The sequence below is a fragment of the Microbacterium sp. UCD-TDU genome (assembly GCF_000340625.1).
Lineage (GTDB): Bacteria > Actinomycetota > Actinomycetes > Actinomycetales > Microbacteriaceae > Microbacterium > Microbacterium maritypicum.
In genome coordinates, this window is sequence record NZ_KB454446.1 from 1242936 (window position 1) to 1259805 (window position 16870).

At 69.1% G+C, this 16870-nt stretch carries 21 protein-coding genes; 12 read left to right on the top strand and 9 right to left on the bottom strand.

What is annotated here, in order from left to right; all coding sequences use genetic code 11:
- Positions 1-19: 19 nt before the first annotated feature.
- Positions 20-961: an SDR family oxidoreductase gene (locus tag D514_RS28850; RefSeq protein ID WP_017829825.1), complete on the top strand. Its 942-nt coding sequence runs from the start codon at positions 20-22 to the stop codon at positions 959-961.
- 7 nt (positions 962-968) lie between these two features.
- On the opposite strand, the gene D514_RS38955 is transcribed toward D514_RS28850, so the two are convergent.
- Entirely contained in the window at positions 969-1145 is a 177-nt protein-coding gene (locus D514_RS38955; protein ID WP_017829826.1) for a hypothetical protein, read from the bottom strand.
- Positions 1146-1154: 9 nt separating this feature from the next.
- Entirely contained in the window at positions 1155-1520 is a 366-nt protein-coding gene (locus D514_RS28860) for a hypothetical protein (RefSeq protein ID WP_017829827.1), read from the bottom strand.
- A gap of 54 nt (positions 1521-1574) precedes the next feature.
- Between D514_RS28860 and D514_RS28865 the strand changes: the two genes are divergently transcribed.
- On the top strand, positions 1575-2324 hold the full coding sequence (locus D514_RS28865) for a DeoR/GlpR family DNA-binding transcription regulator (protein ID WP_017829828.1): 750 nt from the start codon (positions 1575-1577) through the stop codon (positions 2322-2324).
- Between the two features lie 71 nt (positions 2325-2395).
- On the opposite strand, the gene D514_RS28870 is transcribed toward D514_RS28865, so the two are convergent.
- Positions 2396-3340 (bottom strand): hypothetical protein, encoded by a 945-nt coding sequence (locus tag D514_RS28870; RefSeq protein WP_017829829.1) that lies wholly within the window; start codon positions 3338-3340, stop codon positions 2396-2398.
- A gap of 273 nt (positions 3341-3613) precedes the next feature.
- Between D514_RS28870 and D514_RS28875 the strand changes: the two genes are divergently transcribed.
- From D514_RS28875 to D514_RS28895, 5 genes are all read left to right on the top strand, one after another.
- Complete coding sequence (locus D514_RS28875) at positions 3614-4147, top strand: putative immunity protein (RefSeq protein WP_031205815.1); 534 nt, start codon at positions 3614-3616, stop codon at positions 4145-4147.
- Between the two features lie 53 nt (positions 4148-4200).
- Positions 4201-4878: a response regulator transcription factor gene (locus D514_RS28880; protein WP_017829831.1), complete on the top strand. Its 678-nt coding sequence runs from the start codon at positions 4201-4203 to the stop codon at positions 4876-4878.
- Entirely contained in the window at positions 4871-6187 is a 1317-nt protein-coding gene (locus D514_RS28885) for a cell wall metabolism sensor histidine kinase WalK (RefSeq protein ID WP_031205816.1), read from the top strand. Before D514_RS28880 ends, D514_RS28885 begins: the two co-directional genes overlap by 8 nt.
- Before the next feature lie 79 nt (positions 6188-6266).
- Positions 6267-7112 carry a hypothetical protein gene (locus D514_RS28890; RefSeq protein WP_017829833.1) on the top strand — a complete coding sequence of 282 codons (846 nt, stop codon included), beginning with the start codon at positions 6267-6269 and terminating at the stop codon, positions 7110-7112.
- Positions 7113-7235: 123 nt separating this feature from the next.
- Positions 7236-7463: an RNA-binding S4 domain-containing protein gene (locus D514_RS28895; protein ID WP_017829834.1), complete on the top strand. Its 228-nt coding sequence runs from the start codon at positions 7236-7238 to the stop codon at positions 7461-7463.
- A 37-nt stretch (positions 7464-7500) separates the two neighbouring features.
- On the opposite strand, the gene D514_RS28900 is transcribed toward D514_RS28895, so the two are convergent.
- On the bottom strand, positions 7501-8124 hold the full coding sequence (locus D514_RS28900; protein ID WP_017829835.1) for a LysE family translocator: 624 nt from the start codon (positions 8122-8124) through the stop codon (positions 7501-7503).
- 98 nt (positions 8125-8222) lie between these two features.
- Here D514_RS28900 and D514_RS28905 point away from each other — a divergent pair, with 98 nt between their 5' ends.
- Positions 8223-8678, top strand: a complete 456-nt coding sequence (locus D514_RS28905; protein ID WP_017829836.1) for an Lrp/AsnC family transcriptional regulator — start codon at positions 8223-8225, stop codon at positions 8676-8678.
- Positions 8679-8706: 28 nt separating this feature from the next.
- Here the strand turns inward: D514_RS28905 and D514_RS28910 are convergent, their stop codons facing one another.
- Entirely contained in the window at positions 8707-9321 is a 615-nt protein-coding gene (locus tag D514_RS28910; RefSeq protein ID WP_017829837.1) for a bifunctional 2-polyprenyl-6-hydroxyphenol methylase/3-demethylubiquinol 3-O-methyltransferase UbiG, read from the bottom strand.
- A gap of 104 nt (positions 9322-9425) precedes the next feature.
- Here D514_RS28910 and D514_RS28915 point away from each other — a divergent pair, with 104 nt between their 5' ends.
- The gene (locus D514_RS28915) at positions 9426-10010 is read left to right on the top strand and encodes a DUF2165 domain-containing protein (RefSeq protein ID WP_017829838.1); all 585 of its coding nucleotides are present in this window, start codon (positions 9426-9428) and stop codon (positions 10008-10010) included.
- Positions 10011-10079: 69 nt separating this feature from the next.
- Here the strand turns inward: D514_RS28915 and dnaB are convergent, their stop codons facing one another.
- Positions 10080-11423, bottom strand: a complete 1344-nt coding sequence (dnaB, locus tag D514_RS28920; protein WP_046398921.1) for a replicative DNA helicase — start codon at positions 11421-11423, stop codon at positions 10080-10082.
- Between the two features lie 589 nt (positions 11424-12012).
- Between dnaB and D514_RS28925 the strand changes: the two genes are divergently transcribed.
- From D514_RS28925 to D514_RS39215, 3 genes are all read left to right on the top strand, one after another.
- Positions 12013-13008, top strand: coding sequence for a hypothetical protein (locus tag D514_RS28925; protein WP_017829840.1), 996 nt, complete (start codon positions 12013-12015; stop codon positions 13006-13008).
- Between the two features lie 102 nt (positions 13009-13110).
- Positions 13111-14640 (top strand): hypothetical protein, encoded by a 1530-nt coding sequence (locus tag D514_RS28930; protein ID WP_017829841.1) that lies wholly within the window; start codon positions 13111-13113, stop codon positions 14638-14640.
- Positions 14641-14980: 340 nt separating this feature from the next.
- On the top strand, positions 14981-15058 hold the full coding sequence (locus tag D514_RS39215; protein ID WP_236610954.1) for a type II toxin-antitoxin system RelE/ParE family toxin: 78 nt from the start codon (positions 14981-14983) through the stop codon (positions 15056-15058).
- On the opposite strand, the gene D514_RS0119410 is transcribed toward D514_RS39215, so the two are convergent.
- From D514_RS0119410 to D514_RS28945, 3 genes are all read right to left on the bottom strand, one after another.
- Positions 15049-15492, bottom strand: coding sequence for an NUDIX hydrolase (locus D514_RS0119410; RefSeq protein WP_017829843.1), 444 nt, complete (start codon positions 15490-15492; stop codon positions 15049-15051). The two genes, D514_RS39215 and D514_RS0119410, sit on opposite strands and share 10 nt — an antisense overlap.
- Positions 15493-15980: 488 nt before the next feature.
- On the bottom strand, positions 15981-16406 hold the full coding sequence (locus D514_RS38960; protein ID WP_186004829.1) for a hypothetical protein: 426 nt from the start codon (positions 16404-16406) through the stop codon (positions 15981-15983).
- 194 nt (positions 16407-16600) lie between these two features.
- Positions 16601-16795: a hypothetical protein gene (locus D514_RS28945; protein ID WP_017829845.1), complete on the bottom strand. Its 195-nt coding sequence runs from the start codon at positions 16793-16795 to the stop codon at positions 16601-16603.
- Positions 16796-16870 lie beyond the last annotated feature (75 nt).

Genomic DNA, 16870 nt, shown 5'->3' on the forward strand with positions numbered 1-16870 from the left:
GAAGACACGAAGGAGCATCATGACCGCGCGCATTCCCCCCATCCAGTTCCCCTCTCTCGTCGGCCGCCGCGCTGTCGTGACCGGAGGGAGCGACGGGATAGGCCTGCACATCGCCACGCGTCTCGCCCGCGCCGGAGCCGAGATCGTGCTTCCCGTGCGCAATCCGCGGAAGGGGGATGCCGCCGCCGCGACCATCAGGGATGCTGCGCCGGATGCGCAGGTGCGGACATCGCCGCTCGACCTCTCATCGCTCGACTCCGTGGCGGAGTTCGGCGAGGCGATGCGGAGGGACGGCAGCCCCGTGCATCTGCTGATCAACAACGCCGGGGTGATGACCCCGCCTGACCGTCAGACGACCATCGACGGGCTCGAGGTGCAGTACGGGACGAACCACCTCTGGCACTTCGCCCTGGTCGCGCACCTGCTCCCCCTGCTCAGCGCCGGGCAGGCGCGCGTGACCTCCCAGGTGAGCGTGGCCGCGGCCCGTGGAACGATCAACTGGCAGGACCCGAACGGGGAGCAGTCCTACGACGGGATGCGGGCCTACCGGCAGTCGAAGATCGCGTTCGGACTCTTCGGGCTCGAACTCGATCGGCGCAGCCGAGCGCTCGGATGGGGCATCACGTCGAATCTCTCCCACCCCGGAGTCGCCCCCACGAACCTGCTCGCCGCTCGTCCGGAACTCGGTCGCGCCGACGACACCGTCGAGGCGAGGGTGATCCGGTGGGCTTCCCAGCGCGGGCTGATCGTCGGCACGGCGGAGAGCGCCGCTCTGCCCGCCCTGTTCGCGGCGGTGTCGCCATCCGCCGTCCCCGGGCGGCTGTACGGACCGCGCGGTCCGGGTCACATGGGCGGCGCTCCAGCCGAGCAGGCACTGTACCGTCCGCTGCGGAGCACGGCGGATGCCGCGCGCAGCTGGGACCTCTCGGAGCAGCTGAGCGGCGTGACCTACCCGCGGTGACGAGTGGTCAGTCGTCGCTGCGGCTGAAGATCCCGCGGAGCACCAGGAAGACCACGACCGCGACGACGGCGACGATCATCAGCTTGAAGATGAAGGCCAGCACCGAGAACAGCGCGCTCACGATCCACCACGCGATCACGACGGCGAGGATGACGCCGATGATGGTCCAGATGTTCTTGGTCATGCCCCCAGCCTATGCAGTCGCGGCCGGGGGAATCTCGTCGAGCGACCGGTAGACGGGAAGTCCGAGCTCCTGCGCGATCTCGACGTCTTTGTCCGCACCCGAGGACTCCCCCGGCAGACGCAGCACCGCATCGCAGTGCTGCAGCAGGCGGCGGGCCGTCTCGTACATCACGTCGCCCTCTCCGGCATCCACCGGTTCGAGCGTGCGCAGCACCGGGAGCGCCACCCATTCTCCGATCATCGGCACGTGGCCGAGGCGGAAGATCGGGCCCGCAGCCTCCTCCAGGCGGGCGAGGTTCCGCGCGATGAGGGCGGGGTCGCCGTCGGTGCCCGAGCGATAGGGGCCGGCGATCAGGATCAGCAGTGGCGTCGTCATGGGGATGACTGTAGTCTGAATCATGCATAATCGTGCAACTTCGTGAGGAAACGCATGCTCGCTGCCCAGCGCAAAGACCACCTGCTCGACCTTCTCGCCCGTGATGGACGGGTGGTGGCCAAGACCGTCGCCGACGAGGTCGGGGTCTCGGAGGACGCGATCCGACGCGACCTCCGAGAGCTCGCCGAAGAGGGAAAGCTCCAGCGCGTGTACGGCGGCGCCCTGCCGATCCCTGCCCGGGAGGCCCCGGTGAGCGAACGCACCGAGCTGGCGACCGCGAGCAAGGAGCGCGTCGCACGCGCGGCCGTGGCCACCATCCGGCCCGACTCGACGATCATCCTCGATGCCGGCACGACCACTCTCGCCATGGCCCGGATACTGCCCTCCGGCACGGGGCTCACGGTGATCACGGCAAGCCCCGCCGTCGCACTCGCGGCGGCGGAGCACTCGGACGCACGGGTGATCGTGGTCGGTGGGGAGCTCTCTCGACACTCACTGGTGACGGGCGGCGGAATGGCGATGGAGGCCATCCAGCACGTCGCGGCCGACACGTTCTTCCTCGGCGCCACCGGCATCGACCCCGCACGCGGCCTGACCACCGGCGAGCTCGAGGATGCCGTCACCAAGCGGGCACTGGCCTCGCGCTGCACCGAGACCGTCGTGCTCGCGAGCGAGGAGAAGATCGGCGCTGTCGCGCGCTATCCCATCCTCGCGCTCGACGCCGTCACCGCGATCATCACCGACCCGGCCGACGACAACCCGCTCACCGCGGAGGTCCGGTCGAGGATCGACGGACAGGAGTGATGGGCGTGGGAGGCGAGCGCACGAGCATGATCCTCTGAGCTTCACGCCCCTCCGGTTCCGGCCGACGCCGATCAGAGCTGAGCGCGACCGAGTCCGGGAAACTCGAGCGAGGTCTGCTCCTGGTCGCGCCAGGCACGGTGCACGAGGACGTCGGGATTCGACACACGATAGGCGTCGCGCAGCGCGGCGACGCACCTATCGGCGAACTCCCGATAGTCGGCCGCGTACGCGGGCAGCGCGAGTTCCGAGGTCCAGTTCGGCTGCCCGACCCCCGGCTCTTCCCAGCCGGCGGCCTTCAGCACCGTCTCGTCGGCATCCGTGACCACATCGAGTCCCGGCGCCTCGGCGTACAGCTTGTCGGGATCTCCGGCGAACTGGACATAGCGCAGCGGGTCACCGTCGACCGACACAATGAGGAACACCTGGTCGGTCACACCGCGGAGCGCCGTGACGAGACGGAGCCCGAAGGCTCCCCACGCCGACGGCTGCGCGTCGGATGCCCGCGGGACGGGACGCTGCGCGACGGCGTCTCGGCTCGTCGCCGCCCACGGCATCGGCTCAGGCGTGCGGATCATCTCGAAGTCGAGTTCGGGATCATCCATGGGCACGGACTTCAGCCATGGCTGCAGCTCCGGCCGCTCGAACCCGAGCATCTCGAATCCCTGCTCAGCTGCTCGCTGATCGAGGGTGCCGAGCCGCGCCATCCCTCGACGGTCCGGCCCGTCTCCGCCAGGCTCTACGGTGACCGTGATGCCGCGATACGTACCGCTGTATTCGACGCGGAAGCACTCCAGCTGTTCATCCGGAGCGATATTGCGGACCCACCCGTTCCCGATCCGCCGGAAGCCCTCGACCGGGGTCGAGCTCCAGAGTGCCCAATGGCCTCCGGGCGTGGCGAGCGGGTAGTCCGTGTTCCCGACGCGAACGTAGCGTCCTGACTTCTGCACGTTCAGCACCCCGGCTTCCGGGTCAGCGCGGCGAGCCCGCGCGTCGGCGTCGGCCGCAGAGAGCTGCATGTCATACGAGCCACCCTAGGCGAGCCGTCCGACGCCGCGGATGACGAGCGCCCGGGGGAGGTTGCGCAGCTGCTGCGCCGAGTAGCCCACCCGTCACCCGAGCCCGACCGTGGTCATCACATGCTCTGGAGGGTTTGCCATGATGTTCCCCATCCTTTCGGCATCCGAGTCCACATACGCACGTGACGTTCATCATTGAGGGATGGAGATGCAGGAGATCATCGAGACGGTCCGTGGCTTCCCGCAGGGTGCCGAACGGCGGGCGGGGCGAGTATGACAACTGCGCAGGGTATGACCGAGACCGAGCGACGGATCGTCGCGGTGTGGGCGGCCGACTGCGCGGCACGGGTGCTGCCCCTGTTCGACGCGGAGGCGCCCGACGACGACCGCGCGCGCGACGCCATCGCGCGAGCTCGAGCCTTCGCTCGGGGTGAGCTCACGACCGCGGGAGAGATCCGTCGACGCTTCGTCGCGGGCCGGGCCGCCCGCAGCGCCGCTTCGCCCGCGGGGGTCGCCGCAGCCCGCTCGGCCGCCCAGGCCGCAGGGGTCGCGCACATGGGTGCTCATGCGCTCGGAGCCGCCGCCTACGCCGCGAAGGCCGTGGAGCTCGCGCATCCGGAGGACCCGGATGCCCGCGCCGCCGAGGTGCGGTGGCAGCTCACCGCGCTGTCACCCGAAGTCGCATCCGCGCTCCGGAGACTGCCTCCCCTCGGCTCCGACACCGCGGGCCCCCTCGGCCCCGGCCTGCTCGCCTCCGGCACGCTCGGCGAAGTGATCCGCGAGATCCAGGCCGCCCTCGACGCCTGAGGCTCACGACCCGCTTCAGCCCCGATTCAGCGTCGAACGGCCACACTGGAGGCATGCGGATCCTGGTGGTGGACGACGAGGTGCGTCTGGCCGAGGGCGTGCGCCGCGGCCTGGAGGCCGAGGGCTTCGCCGTCGACGTGGCACACAACGGCGTCGACGGACTCTGGCGCGCGCGTGAGACACGGTACGACGCGATCGTGCTCGACCTGATGATGCCGGGCATGAGCGGCTGGAAGGTGTGCGAGGCGCTCAGGGCGGAAGAGAACTGGACCCCCGTGCTGATGCTCACGGCGAAGGACGGCGAGTGGGACCAGGTCGAAGCGCTCGAGACCGGGGCCGACGACTACGTCACCAAGCCCTTCTCGTTCGCGATCCTCGTCGCGCGCCTGCGTGCTCTCGTGCGGCGCGGAGCCGTCGCGCGTCCGGCGATCCTGGAAGCGGGCGATCTGCGGCTCGACCCCGCAGCGCACCGGGTCTGGCGGGGCGAGACTCCCGTGAGCCTGACCGCTCGGGAGTTCTCGGTGCTCGAATACCTCATGCGTCATCGCGGCCAGGTGCTGTCGAAGCGCACCCTCATCGACGGCGTCTGGGACGACGACTTCGACGGCGATCCCAACATCGTCGAGGTCTACGTCGGGCACCTGCGCCGCAAGCTCGACAAGCCGTTCGGACGCGAGGCGATCGAGACCATCCGCGGTGCGGGCTACCGGCTGGCGGCCGACGGTGGCTAGTCGCAGCTGGCGCTCTGTGCGCGGCAGGACCACGCTCGGTGCCACCGTCGTCGTCGCCGTCGCACTCCTCATCGGCGCCTTCTCGTTCTACGGCGTGCTCAGCGCCAGCATCCACGGCAGCACCGAGCGCGCGGCGGAGCAGCGCCTCGAAGAGCTCACCGAACGCGCGGGGGGCCCGGGAGGTAAGGGCATCGACGCGCTCGAAGACGAGATCCTGCAGATCATCGGTGCGGACGGTTCGGTGCGCGCCGCCAGCGAAGACGCCAGGGAGAAGCTCGGGTCGACACCCCTCCCCGTCGACGACGATCCGCAGACGACCACTGTCGACGGAGAGACCGTCCTCGTCGTCTCGGAGGACATCGAGCGCGACCAGACGCTCGTGCTCGCCGTCTCGATGGAGGACGATGCCGAGACCCTCGCGACGGTGGCGACGCTGCTGGCCATCGCCCTCCCCCTGCTTCTGTTGCTCGTCGCCGTCACCACATGGTCGGTGGTCGGCCGTGCCCTCCGCCCGGTCGAGCTCATCCGCGAAGAGGTCGACGGCATCACCGCAGAGCGACTGCACCAACGGGTACCGGTGCCGGAGACCGCCGATGAGGTCGCCGCGCTCGCAACGACCATGAACGGCATGCTCGATCGGCTCGACGCGGCGGCCACCGCGCAGCGGCGCTTCGTCTCGGACGCTTCCCACGAGTTGCGCTCGCCCCTCGCGACAATCCGTCAGCACGCCGAACTGGCCCAGGCCCATCCCGATGTGACGAGCATCGGCGAACTCGCCGAGGTGGTGTCCGAGGAGGGACTCCGCCTGCAGGGCATCGTCGAATCGCTGCTGCTGCTCGCCCGCCTGGATGAGGGGGCGAGCACCCATGACGAGGCGGTCGACCTCGACGACATCGCCCTCGGCGAGGTGCGCCGACTCCGGGCCACGGGAATCGACGTCGACGGCTCCGGGATCCATGCCGCCCGGGTGCACGGCGACCCGCGACTGCTCGGCCAGCTGGTGCGCAACCTCGCCGACAACGCCGTGCGCCACAGCCGCGGACGCGTCGCGATCGGGGTGACGCCATCGGACGGATACGTGTTCGTCACGATCGAGGACGACGGCACCGGAGTGCCGGCCGAGGAGCGGGAGCGGATCTTCGAGCGTTTCGTCCGCCTCGACGAGGCCCGCAGCCGCGACGCCGGAGGCAGCGGATTGGGCCTCGCGATCGCCCGCGGCATCGCCGCCAGCGGCCACGGAACCCTCACAGTGGACGACTCCCGCTGGGGCGGTGCACGCTTCGTGCTCACCCTGCCCCTCGGCGCCTGACGAGACGGATCCGAGGTTCCTGAAGAGGTCTTCAGGACGCTTCAGGGAGGCTTCAGCGCCCGCGGGAGACCATCGAGACATGGACGACAAGACACCCACTCCCGACCAGACGCCCGCTCCCGACCAGACGCCGCAGAGCACTCCGGACGCCGAGACCGTGCCGGTGACCCCGCCTCCGACGCCCGGCGCGGAGGTCCCGATCGCGGGGTCCGGACAGCACCCGGTCTTCCCTGCCGCAGAACCCGTGCCCACTCCCGCTGCACCCGCGTCGAAGCCCGGGCGCAGGCGCGCGCTCCTCATCGGTGGAGGCATCGCTGCGGCCGTCGTCCTGGCGGGCGGCGGCGTCGCGGTCGGCGCGGCGATCGGCGACGAGTTCGGCGACGACGATCGCTCCTCGATGTCCGACGACGGCCCCCGCCACGACGCGGATGACCACGGTCCGCGCGGCGACGACCGCGGAGACGATGACCGCGGCAACGCCCCCTCGAACGGCCGCGGCCCGGTGACCGGAATCGGCACGGCTTCCGCCGACGAGCTCATCGAGATCGCCGACGCCGCACGGGGAGCGGCCGACGGCGAGGTCACCTCGATCGACGCGAAGCGCGACGGCACCTGGGAGGTGCAGCTGACGACAGCCGCCGGAGCGGAGACCGAGGTCCGGGTCGACGAGGCCCTGGTCGCATCCGTCACCTCCACCGACGCGGCCGACGGCGACGACACCGGCCCCACGCTCACCCTCGACGACGAGACGATCCGTGCCCTGGTCTCCGCCGCACTCGCCGAGGCGGAGGGGATGATCACCGACCTCGACGTCGACGGCGACGACGTGAGCCCCTACGACGCCTCGGTGCTCACCTCGGACAACCGCTCGATCGACATCGACTTCAGCGCCGACTTCGCCGTCGTCGGACCCGACATCGACTGAGCAGATCAGGGCCGCGTCCTGTCGGGCGGACCAGAGACGCCCGGCTCGACGATGCTGCCGCTCCCACCCGGGCGCGGCGGCATCGTCGCATCCGTCGGCCTCGAAGCCGATTAGCATTCAAGGATGACGAACTCCGATCCGATCGACGACATCTCCATCGGCGGTGAGGTGATCCGCCTCGGGCAGTTCCTCAAGTTCGCCGGACTCCTCGACTCGGGCGGCGACGCCAAAGAGGTCATCATCGACGGGTACGTGACGGTGAACGGCGAGATCGACCGCCGCCGAGGACGCCAGTTGCGCGACGGCGACCTGGTGTCGTTCGAGGGACGAACGGTCCGCGTCCGCCCGTGACCGTCTGACTCCTCGTCAGCCGCCGCTCACGCAGGCATCACATCCACTCGAGCACCTGTTCGATCAGGATGCCCACGCCGATGACGGTCATGGCGATGCCGGCGATCCGCGTGACCACCGAACTCGCGCGGGGCCGGGTGCGCAGCAGTCGACGGGCGAGCAGACCGACCGTCGTATAGACGATCGCGATGTTGAGCAGGTGCAGTCCGCCCAGCGCGAGCATCTGCGTCGTCGACGGCCATCCATTCGGACTCGTGAACTGCGGCAGCAGGGCGAGGAGCAGCAGGAGCCCCTTCGGGTTGATGCCGCTGACCCCGGAGCCGCGCAGGAACTGCCCCCACCCTCCGGTCGCGATCGACTCGCCGCTCTCCGCGATCGGAGCCGGACGGCTGGCCAGGGTCGTGGCTCCGAGGAAGATCAGGTAGAGCGCACCGAGCAGCGTCAGGGTCGTGAGGGTGACGGGATACGCGGTGACCAGCGCGCCGAGACCGAGAGCGACGGCCACGATCACGACGGTGTATCCGGCGATCATCCCGAGGATCGACGGCGCGATGGAGCGGGCACGCAGGCCGGCGGAGATCGCATACGCCCAGTCGGCGCCGGGGGTCAGCGCGAGCATGACGGCGACCACCCAGAACTGCATCACCAGAGCGATATCCATCGGTTCTCCTCAATCCGAGGAAGAGACTACGAAGAATCACGCGAAAGGTGCTCCGATTCTTCGAGCCATATGGGCCTTCACCTGCAAGAATTGTCGGCATGGACGCACTCGACCGGGAGATCCTCTCTCTGCTGCAGGATGACGGTCGGATGAGCGCGACCCACCTCGCCTCGCAGGTCGGCCTGAGCCTGTCCGCCTGTCATCGCCGACTCAAAGAGCTGGAGCAGTCCGGCGCGATCGAGCGGTACCGTGCGGTGGTCGCCCCGGCAGCGGTCGGCCTCACCTTCGAGGCCATCGTCTTCGTGACGATCGGGCGCACCGACAAGGACACGATCGTGGCGTTCGAAGAGGCCGTCGTGGCGATCCCCGCGGTCGTCGAAGCGCAACGTCTGTTCGGCGATCCCGACTACATGCTGCGCATCCTCACCCGCGACATGGGCGCCTACCAAGAGCTCTACGACAACACCCTCGGCGCCCTGCCCGGCGTGCAGCGCCTCACCTCGACCATGGTGATGAAGCGGCTCGGGGCCGATCGAGCCGTGCCGATCCCCTGATGCGGCAAGGGCAGCACCGGCGATCTGATCAGACCGCGACAGCGCTGATCGATGCGTGCGGACGGCGTCCGTCCTGCACCCGGGCGTCGCTGTCGATCACGCGGAAGCCGGTGCGCTCCAGCAGTACGGACAGCCCCTCGACAGACCAGTAGTGCGCCGTCGTGACGGCATGCGGGAAGGGCTCTCCGTCGCGCCCGGCGAAGAACCCGACCAACAGGCCTCCCCCGTCGCGGAGAACGCGTCGAGCGTGGACGAGGAGGACCGCGAGCTCATCCGGCCCTGCGTGGATCAGTGAGTACCAGGCGAGCACGCCGCCGAGGGAGCCCGACGCGACGCCGACGTCCGTCAGCGATGCCACCCGATACGGAACGTGCGGGAACCGCGCGGAGGCACCGGCGACGAACTCCGGCACCAGGTCGATGCCCTCGGCGTCGATCCCTCGTCCGGTGAGGAAGGCGGTCCAATGCCCCGGGCCGCACCCGGCGTCGAGGATGCGCCCGTCGACCGCGTCCGCCCAGCGCCCGATGCGCTCGCGGTCGATGTCGTCCATCTGCCCGATGTCGCCGAACAGCTGCGTGTACTCGACGGCACGTGCGGCATATCCGTCGCGGACACGCCGGTCGCTCCCTGAGTCGTCCACCACGGCTCTCCCCTCAGCGCTCGTTCGCGATCGCTGTCGTCAACGGTATCCGGCCACGCAGCAGCACCCCCTCGACGCCCGGACGCGACGACCGATACTGTCTGGTCATGACTACGACCGACGCGCCGGTGCGCTCACCTCGTTGGCACCTTCTCGGTTCGCTGCCCTTCGCGGCGGCCGCGCTCGTCCTCGTGAACGGGCTCTACATCTTCCTGGTGGCGCTCGGGAACATCACCGACTACGGCACCAACTTCGATTTCGTGCAGCACGTCTTGGCGATGGACACCACGAACTTCGGCCAGGAGGCCGGCACGGGACTCGATCCCGACGTGATGTGGCGGGCGATCGACAACCCCGTGCTGTGGAACATCGCCTACATCGGCGTGATCATCTGGGAGTCGCTGAGCGCGATCGTCCTGATCATCGCGGTCGTGTTCTTCGTGCGCGGATTCCTCGGCCACGGCTTCCACGCCGCCCGCGTGTGGTCGTCGATCGGACTGGTGATGATCATCCTCCTCTTCGTGGGCGGGTTCATCTCGATCGGCGGCGAGTGGTTCCAGATGTGGCGCTCCACGTCGTGGAACGGACTCGATCCCGCGTTCCGCAACTCGGTGATCGCCGGCATCGGCCTGGTGCTGCTGCACCTCCCCTCGCCCCGCTGGGACGACACGGCGCCGCGTCGCCCTCAGTAGCCTTCAGAGGTGGAACAGGATGCCCAGGAGGCTCGCGGTGAACACGACTGCTCCGACGCTGGACCACACTCAGTTGAAGTCGCCGCCGGGGGCCATGTCCATGAAGCGCGAGTAGTGCCCCTGGAACGCGACCGTGATCGTCGCGGTAGGTCCGTTGCGGTGCTTGGCGACGATGAGGTCGGCCTCGCCAGGGCGCACGTCCTTGTCGTAGACCGAGTCGCGGTGCAGCAGGATGACCATGTCGGCGTCCTGCTCGATCGAGCCGGACTCTCGCAGGTCGCTGATCGCGGGCTTCTTGTCGGTGCGCTGCTCGGGACCACGGTTCAGTTGCGAGAGGGCGATGACCGGAACCTGCAGCTCCTTGGCGATGAGCTTGAGGCTTCGCGAGAACTCCGAGACCTCCTGCTGACGCGACTCGACGCGCTTGCCCGATGTCATGAGCTGCAGGTAGTCGATGATGACCATGCGCAGGCCCTCGCGCTGCTTGAGTCGACGGCACTTGGCACGGATCTCGACGAGCGTCATGTTCGGGCTGTCGTCGATGTAGAGCGGGGCGTCGTTGATGCGGCCTCGGGTCGCGGCGACGGTGGTCCAGTCGCGCGGGTCGAGGTTTCCCTTTCGCATGTTCTGCAGAGGGATCGCGCCCTCAGCGCTGAGCAGACGCATCGCGATCTCGCTCTTGCCCATCTCGAGCGAGAAGAAGACGGAGGGGAGGTTGTGGCCGATGGATGCCGCGCGGGCGAAGTCGAGCGCGAGCGTGGACTTACCCATGGCGGGTCGAGCGGCGACGACGATCATCTGACCGCCGTGCAGGCCGTTCGTGAGCTCGTCGAGCTCCTTGAAGCCGGTCGGAACTCCGGTCATGGAACCGTCGCGACCGCTGGCGGCCTCGATCTCCTCGAGAGCGGCATCGACGGCGATCTGCAGGGGGACGTAGTCTTCGGCGGTCTCGGATCCGGTGATCGAGTAGATCTCGGCCTGTGCGTTGTTGACGATGTCGGTCGCGTCGCCCTCACCGGCATAGCCGAGCTGCACGATGCGGGTGCCGGCGTCGACGAGCCGGCGCAGGATCGCGCGCTCCGAGACGATGCCGGCGTAGTAGCCGGCGTTCGCGGCCGTGGGCACGATCGAGGTCAGGGTGTGCAGGTAGTCGGCACCGCCGGCGCGGCCGAGTTCGCCCGTCTTGATGAGCTCATCGGTGACGGCGACGACGTCGGTGGGCTCGCCGTGCGAGTACAGCGAGAGGATGGCCTCGAAGATCAGCTCGTGCTTGGGGATGTAGAAGTCGGCGCCCTTGAGCGTCTCGATCACATCGGCGACCGCATCCTTCGACAGGAGCATTCCGCCCAGCGCGCTCTGCTCGGCGAGGAGGTCATGGGGAGGCGTGCGCTCGGGCGCGCGCTTCGCGCCCATGCGCTCCTCTGAGATGTCAGCGATCGACACAGTCTTCCCTTCGATGCGACGTTTCCGATGCGATGTTCCGAGGAGACGCCTCGACGGCGGGGCCTGTATGGATCTCGGCCCTCACGCCACCCTGAACAGCAAAACAGGTGCCTCCGACATTCGGTCGCTCGCCCACGCTACGAGCGACTCTTTCCACATGCAACACGGCCTGTGGATAACCATGTGGAAAGCGTGCGGACAAAGTCGGAGTGTCTGTGCACAACAGGTGTGGATAACCCCGTGGAGGACCGGGATAGCAGACTTTTTTATCGCCTCTGATCTGGGCTTTACCCTTTCCCCAGCCTGTGGATGAAAATCAGTTTAAATCGGGCGTTGAAGGTTGCCCTCTCCGGGGAGAGGATGTGTAGAACCTGGGGAAAGTCAAGCCGAGATTTCTCCGGGCGCGTCACACCCCGACATCCCCGGAAACGCGCGGAGAACCCCCTAGACAGATCGTGCGGCCGCGAGTATCGTCGCCTCCAATCGACGCAGCTCCGTCGAGATTCGTGGCTTTCTGAGGGGGAGGCACACGAGATCACCTTCTGAGGGGGAGGTTGACGTGGACGTTCGGGCCACCCGACGCGGCACACCTGCCGTCGTCTTCTGGGGTGGCATCGGCGTGCTCGCCTGGGCGACGCTCACCGTCCTCCTCTCGGGCGGAACCGCGCACGCGGACGACCAGGAAGACGGGCCGCTCGACGGGCTCACCTCGCTGGTCAGCAACACGGTGTCGGCCGTCACGGCCCCCGTGGCACCCATCGTCACAGAGGTCGTCGCTCCCGTGGTCACACAGGTGGTCGCCCCCGTGCAGCAGGCCGCCCCGGCCGTCGTCACCACCGTGACCGCGCCGGTCGTGAACGCTCCGGTCGTCGGGCCGGCGGTCGCGCCCGTGGTCCACGCCGTGACGGAGACCACGACGGCGGTCGTCGCGCCGGTCACCGACGTGCTGACCGGCGCACCGGTCTCCCAGATCACCGATCCGATTCTCGACACGGTCTCCGGCATCCCGGTGGTCGGCGGGCTCGCGTCCGACCTCGGCCTGATCTCCGCGGTGGGCGACGTCGTCGGTGTGGTCGATGACACCACCGCCCTTCTCGGGAACGTCACGAGCGAGACCATTCCTCCCGTGCTCGAAGCCCTCGACCCGACCTCGCCCGAACCCGGCGAAGGGCCGGCGAGCATCACGGAGCCTGCGGTGACGACGACCCCGACCGTGATCAGCGCGGAGGACATCGCGACGATGCCCCCGGCCACGTCGACGGCTCTGCCCCCCGCCGGATCGTCGCATCCGAGCGCGCTCCCCGCCGCGAACGGCGCCACCGGCGCCGGCGACGACACCACTCGTGTGCCCACCGACCCGCCGCCGTCGAGCCCGCCGGGAAGCACTGTTCCCGCGTCGTCCTCCGCCGGTCCCGGCGGCGGAAGCGGCGCCTCTCCCGCGCGCCTCAGCGACGCGAACTCTTCTCCGCTCCGTGCTGGTGAGCGGACATCCGGGGCCTCCGACGACGAGCTTCCTTCGTCGCCGGTCGCCGACACCGACGTCTCTCCTGACTGACGGTTCGTCACGTCGTTCCCCCGGGAACGACAGAAGCAGTGCTGCGCGCGCACTCTGATCGCGCGCACCCTTCAGACGAACGATCCAGTCAGGAGAAAGACCATGCGTACATTCATCAAGCGGGCCCTCTGGGGCGCGCTCATCGCCGGAGGCGTCACGCTTCTCGGCGCAACGGCCGCGAACGCGGCCGAGACGACCGGGGACGACGGGCTTCTCTCCGGCACACAGGTGGAGACGGCGATCACCGCACCGATCTCGGTCGTGAACAACGCGATCTCGGTGCTGGGCGACGCCGTGTCCACGGCCCCCGCCGCAGCCCCGGCTCCGGCTCCGGCACCCGCCGCAGCACCGGCTCCCGCACCCGCACCTGCCCCGGCGCCTGTCGCCGTAGAGACCAGCGGCGCTTCGGGTACGGCATCCGGCACCCAGGCGGCTGTCACCGTCAACCTCCCGGTCACGGTGGCGAACAACGCGGTGAGCGTACTCGACACGTCGACGACCACCGCCTCGGCCGCGACTCCCCAGAGCCCGACTCCCCAGAGCCCGGCTCCCCAGGCCGGGGCCCCGGCCCAGGCGCCTCTGGTGACCACGAACGGCCTGGACGGAGTGCTCTCGGGCACCCAGGCGCTGCTCGCGGTCAACGCACCGATCACCGTCACGGGCAACGCCGTGTCGCTGCTCGGTGACAGCGAGAGCACCGCGCCGACCGGGCAGGGCGCCGCAGCACCGGCATCCTCCGCTCCGGTGGACGTCACGACGTCCGGCGACGACGGCATCGGCAGTGGCACGCAGGTCACGGCGCCCATCACGGCACCGATCACGGTGTCGGGCAACGCGATCTCGCTTCTGGACGACGCGCGGTCGACGGGTACCGGCACTGCCGGTCCGAGCGTCTCCACCGCTCCGGCCACCTCGGCGGCGACCTCGGGTGACGACGCGATCCTCGGCGGCACGCAGGTCACGGCGCCCATCACGGCACCTGTGACGGTGTCGGGCAACGCGATCTCGCTGATCGACGACGCCACCGTCACCCGCACCGGAGGCACCACCCCCGCAGCGGTCACCACGGCCACCGGAGGCGACTCCACGACCGGCACCGACAGCGTCCTCGGCGGCACCCAGATCACCGCGCCCGTCACCGCCCCCATCGGCGTGACCGGCAACGCGATCTCGCTGCTCGACGACGCCACCGTCACCCGCACCGGTGCCGGTGCCTCCCCCACTCCGACCGCACCCGCGACCGGAGGCAGCACCACCACGGGAGCTGACAGCATCCTCGGCGGCACCCAGCTGGCGCTGCCGATCAGCCTGCCGATCACGCTGGGCGGCAACGCCATCTCCGTGGTCGGCGAGGCGACGGTGACCGACCCCGGCACGAACCCGGGGACCGACCCCGGCACGGACCCCGGCACCGACCCCGGCACGAACCCGGGCACGAACCCGGGTACCGACCCCGGCACGACCCCTGTCCGCACGACCGCAGCCGCCTTCGCCTCTGGCGCGGCGACGACCGGTCAGGCTTCAGGACTCGCGATGACCGGCGGCACGTCGTCGGTCGGACTGGTCGCACTCGCCGCCGTCCTGCTCCTCCTCGGAGGTGCGGGGCTCCTGCGACGTCGCCTGACGGCGTAGCGATGACGCCGGTGGTGCGGCCGTCCTCGGGGGAGGAGACCCGCACCGCCGGTGCGCCGCTGCGTCCACCCCACACGTCGACGGAGTCGTAGCCCCCCGCTCACACCGTCGTTCGACGCCGGCGCAGAAGGGCGGATGCCCCGTGGAAACCCCACCCACGGGGCATCCGTCGCGCCCGCGCGGAAGCACCCGGTGCACGCGGTGAGGCAGGATCAGTGCGCTCCTCGGGGGTCAGCACCCGGTCGTCGGCGACCGCATCGGGGCCTGCTCCCCCGGCGAGCCAGCCATCGACGAAGCCCTCGGTGTCGGCGACGTAGGCGTCCGCGTGGGCGACTATCGGGTGATCTACGACATCGAGGACGATCGTCTGGTCGTGCTCGTTCTCGCCGCAGGGCATCGCCGCGGGATCTACCGCTGAGCGAGTAGCCCCATGACAGCGGCGGGATAGAGGGGCAGTGCCTCGGCGGCGTCGTCGAAGCTGCGCCAGACGACGGGAACGACCGCACCGTCGCTCTCCGTGAGCGTCGCGCCCTCCGCTGCGGGTTCCGGATCGAGGCGTCCGGTGTACACGAAGACGATCTCGTGTCCGACCTCCCCGTCCAGGTGGAAGATGTTCTCCACCACCCCGAGGTAGCTCAGGTCCTGGATCGTCGCCGACAGCTCCTCACGCACCTCGCGCCGGATCGCATCGATGTGGGTCTCGCCGACCTCGACGCTGCCGCCGATGAGGCGGTGATATCCGCCCGGATTCTCCGCGGTCGCGGCATTGACGCTGACCGCGTGCGCGCTCCCGTGCGCATTCGGGGCGACGAGCATCGCCTTGACCCGGATGTGGCTTCGATCGATCGGCACCCCGCAAGGCTACTCGTCCGCCTCGGCCGGCGAGCATCCGTCCAGTGGCTCTAGGTGTTGGAGGCCCGATCTGAAGATTCCTCAGTCTTGCTCTTGCGCACTTCATAGACAAAGCGAAAAGTCCACGCCGCAGATGCGAGAAACGCGACGACCACAGTGACGTACGAGTACCACTCCGGTCCCACACCCTTGACGAGCGAGAAGATGCCAACGCTCAGGAAAGCGGCCGCCCCCAGCAGATTTCATTTTCCATAGCGCTCCATGACGAGCGATGCTACTTCACGGCTTCCCGATGTGGGCCACGCATCACCAAACCGTGACTCTGTCCGGCGGCGAGTGCCAGAGGGTGAACCTCGCGCGGGTCCTGGCCCCGAGGCCGACTTGCTTCTGTGCGATGAACCGACGAACCACCTCGACTTCCGGGCGCAACTGGACGCCCTCGTGCTTCTCGGCACTCGCGCGCTGATCGGAACCGTACGGCCGCAGCCTCAGCCGGCCTCGGCGGAGGCGAACTGCGGGACGACGACGAATGAGCCCAGTCGGTGCGCGAGCGCTTCCGCCTCGGCCTCCTGATCCGCCTGCTGACCCGCCTGCTGCGGAGAATCGGCGAACGCGGCGGATCCGGTACCCCCGCCCACTCCCGCCAGAACACAGGCCTGTGCGGGCTTGCGAAGCTGGTCGAAAGTCATGGGCAGGCTCTCGCAACGCGCATGTCCGCACAGCAGATGCGCGAGCTCGTGGATCACCACGTGCAGGCGGAACCACTGAGGATCGGCCCGGCGTACCGGGATCCTCGCCCGGTCACCGTCGATGAGAACGAAGCGCGGGACCGCGTTCCATTCCTCCTCGTTCAGCACCTCGACCTCGATGTCCAGCCTCAGCAGGGCGGACGCTCGTTCCAGGATGCACTGCACACTCGTGCCGCACTCAACCTCCAACTCTTCGAAGAGTCGATCCACTCGACTTCGACCACTCACGATTCCCTCACCCCTCGCAAAGCCCGGCCCCCTTTCGGCCGGACAACCCTCACAGTGAAGAGACGAAGGTGAGGGCCCAGTCATTACGCCGAAACCCTGAGAACTTTCGGCCAGTGTTTTCGCACCTCGGACTACGACTTTTGGGTCAGATCGTGCACAGCGAGGCCGTTCGAGGCCGAATCGACCGCGAACGGGGCAGTGGTGGCCGAGTCGAGCGTTGCCGAGTCGAGCGCTGCGGCGGCGAGGGTGGCCGCAGCGGTTCCGCACCCGGCCGCCTCGCATGCGCCCAGGATGCCCGAGTCCTCCCGCGGGGGGACGAGGATCACCCTGCGGGAGGATGCCCCGGCGCGCGCGACCCGGCAGGCTCGAATCGTCGATCGTGTCGCCGGAGCTCAGTCGCC

Bases quoted from the DNA above. Each gene is read 5' to 3' on its own strand.
- D514_RS28850 (WP_017829825.1), top strand. From the start codon at position 20: ATGACCGCGCGCATTCCCCCCATCCAGTTCCCCTCTCTCGTCGGCCGC.
- D514_RS38955 (WP_017829826.1), bottom strand. From the start codon at position 1,145: ATGACCAAGAACATCTGGACCATCATCGGCGTCATCCTCGCCGTCGTG.
- D514_RS28860 (WP_017829827.1), bottom strand. From the start codon at position 1,520: ATGACGACGCCACTGCTGATCCTGATCGCCGGCCCCTATCGCTCGGGC.
- D514_RS28865 (WP_017829828.1), top strand. From the start codon at position 1,575: ATGCTCGCTGCCCAGCGCAAAGACCACCTGCTCGACCTTCTCGCCCGT.
- D514_RS28870 (WP_017829829.1), bottom strand. From the start codon at position 3,340: ATGCAGCTCTCTGCGGCCGACGCCGACGCGCGGGCTCGCCGCGCTGAC.
- D514_RS28875 (WP_031205815.1), top strand. From the start codon at position 3,614: ATGACAACTGCGCAGGGTATGACCGAGACCGAGCGACGGATCGTCGCG.
- D514_RS28880 (WP_017829831.1), top strand. From the start codon at position 4,201: ATGCGGATCCTGGTGGTGGACGACGAGGTGCGTCTGGCCGAGGGCGTG.
- D514_RS28890 (WP_017829833.1), top strand. From the start codon at position 6,267: ATGGACGACAAGACACCCACTCCCGACCAGACGCCCGCTCCCGACCAG.
- D514_RS28895 (WP_017829834.1), top strand. From the start codon at position 7,236: ATGACGAACTCCGATCCGATCGACGACATCTCCATCGGCGGTGAGGTG.
- D514_RS28900 (WP_017829835.1), bottom strand. From the start codon at position 8,124: ATGGATATCGCTCTGGTGATGCAGTTCTGGGTGGTCGCCGTCATGCTC.
- D514_RS28905 (WP_017829836.1), top strand. From the start codon at position 8,223: ATGGACGCACTCGACCGGGAGATCCTCTCTCTGCTGCAGGATGACGGT.
- D514_RS28915 (WP_017829838.1), top strand. From the start codon at position 9,426: ATGACTACGACCGACGCGCCGGTGCGCTCACCTCGTTGGCACCTTCTC.
- dnaB (WP_046398921.1), bottom strand. From the start codon at position 11,423: ATGGGCGCGAAGCGCGCGCCCGAGCGCACGCCTCCCCATGACCTCCTC.
- D514_RS28930 (WP_017829841.1), top strand. From the start codon at position 13,111: ATGCGTACATTCATCAAGCGGGCCCTCTGGGGCGCGCTCATCGCCGGA.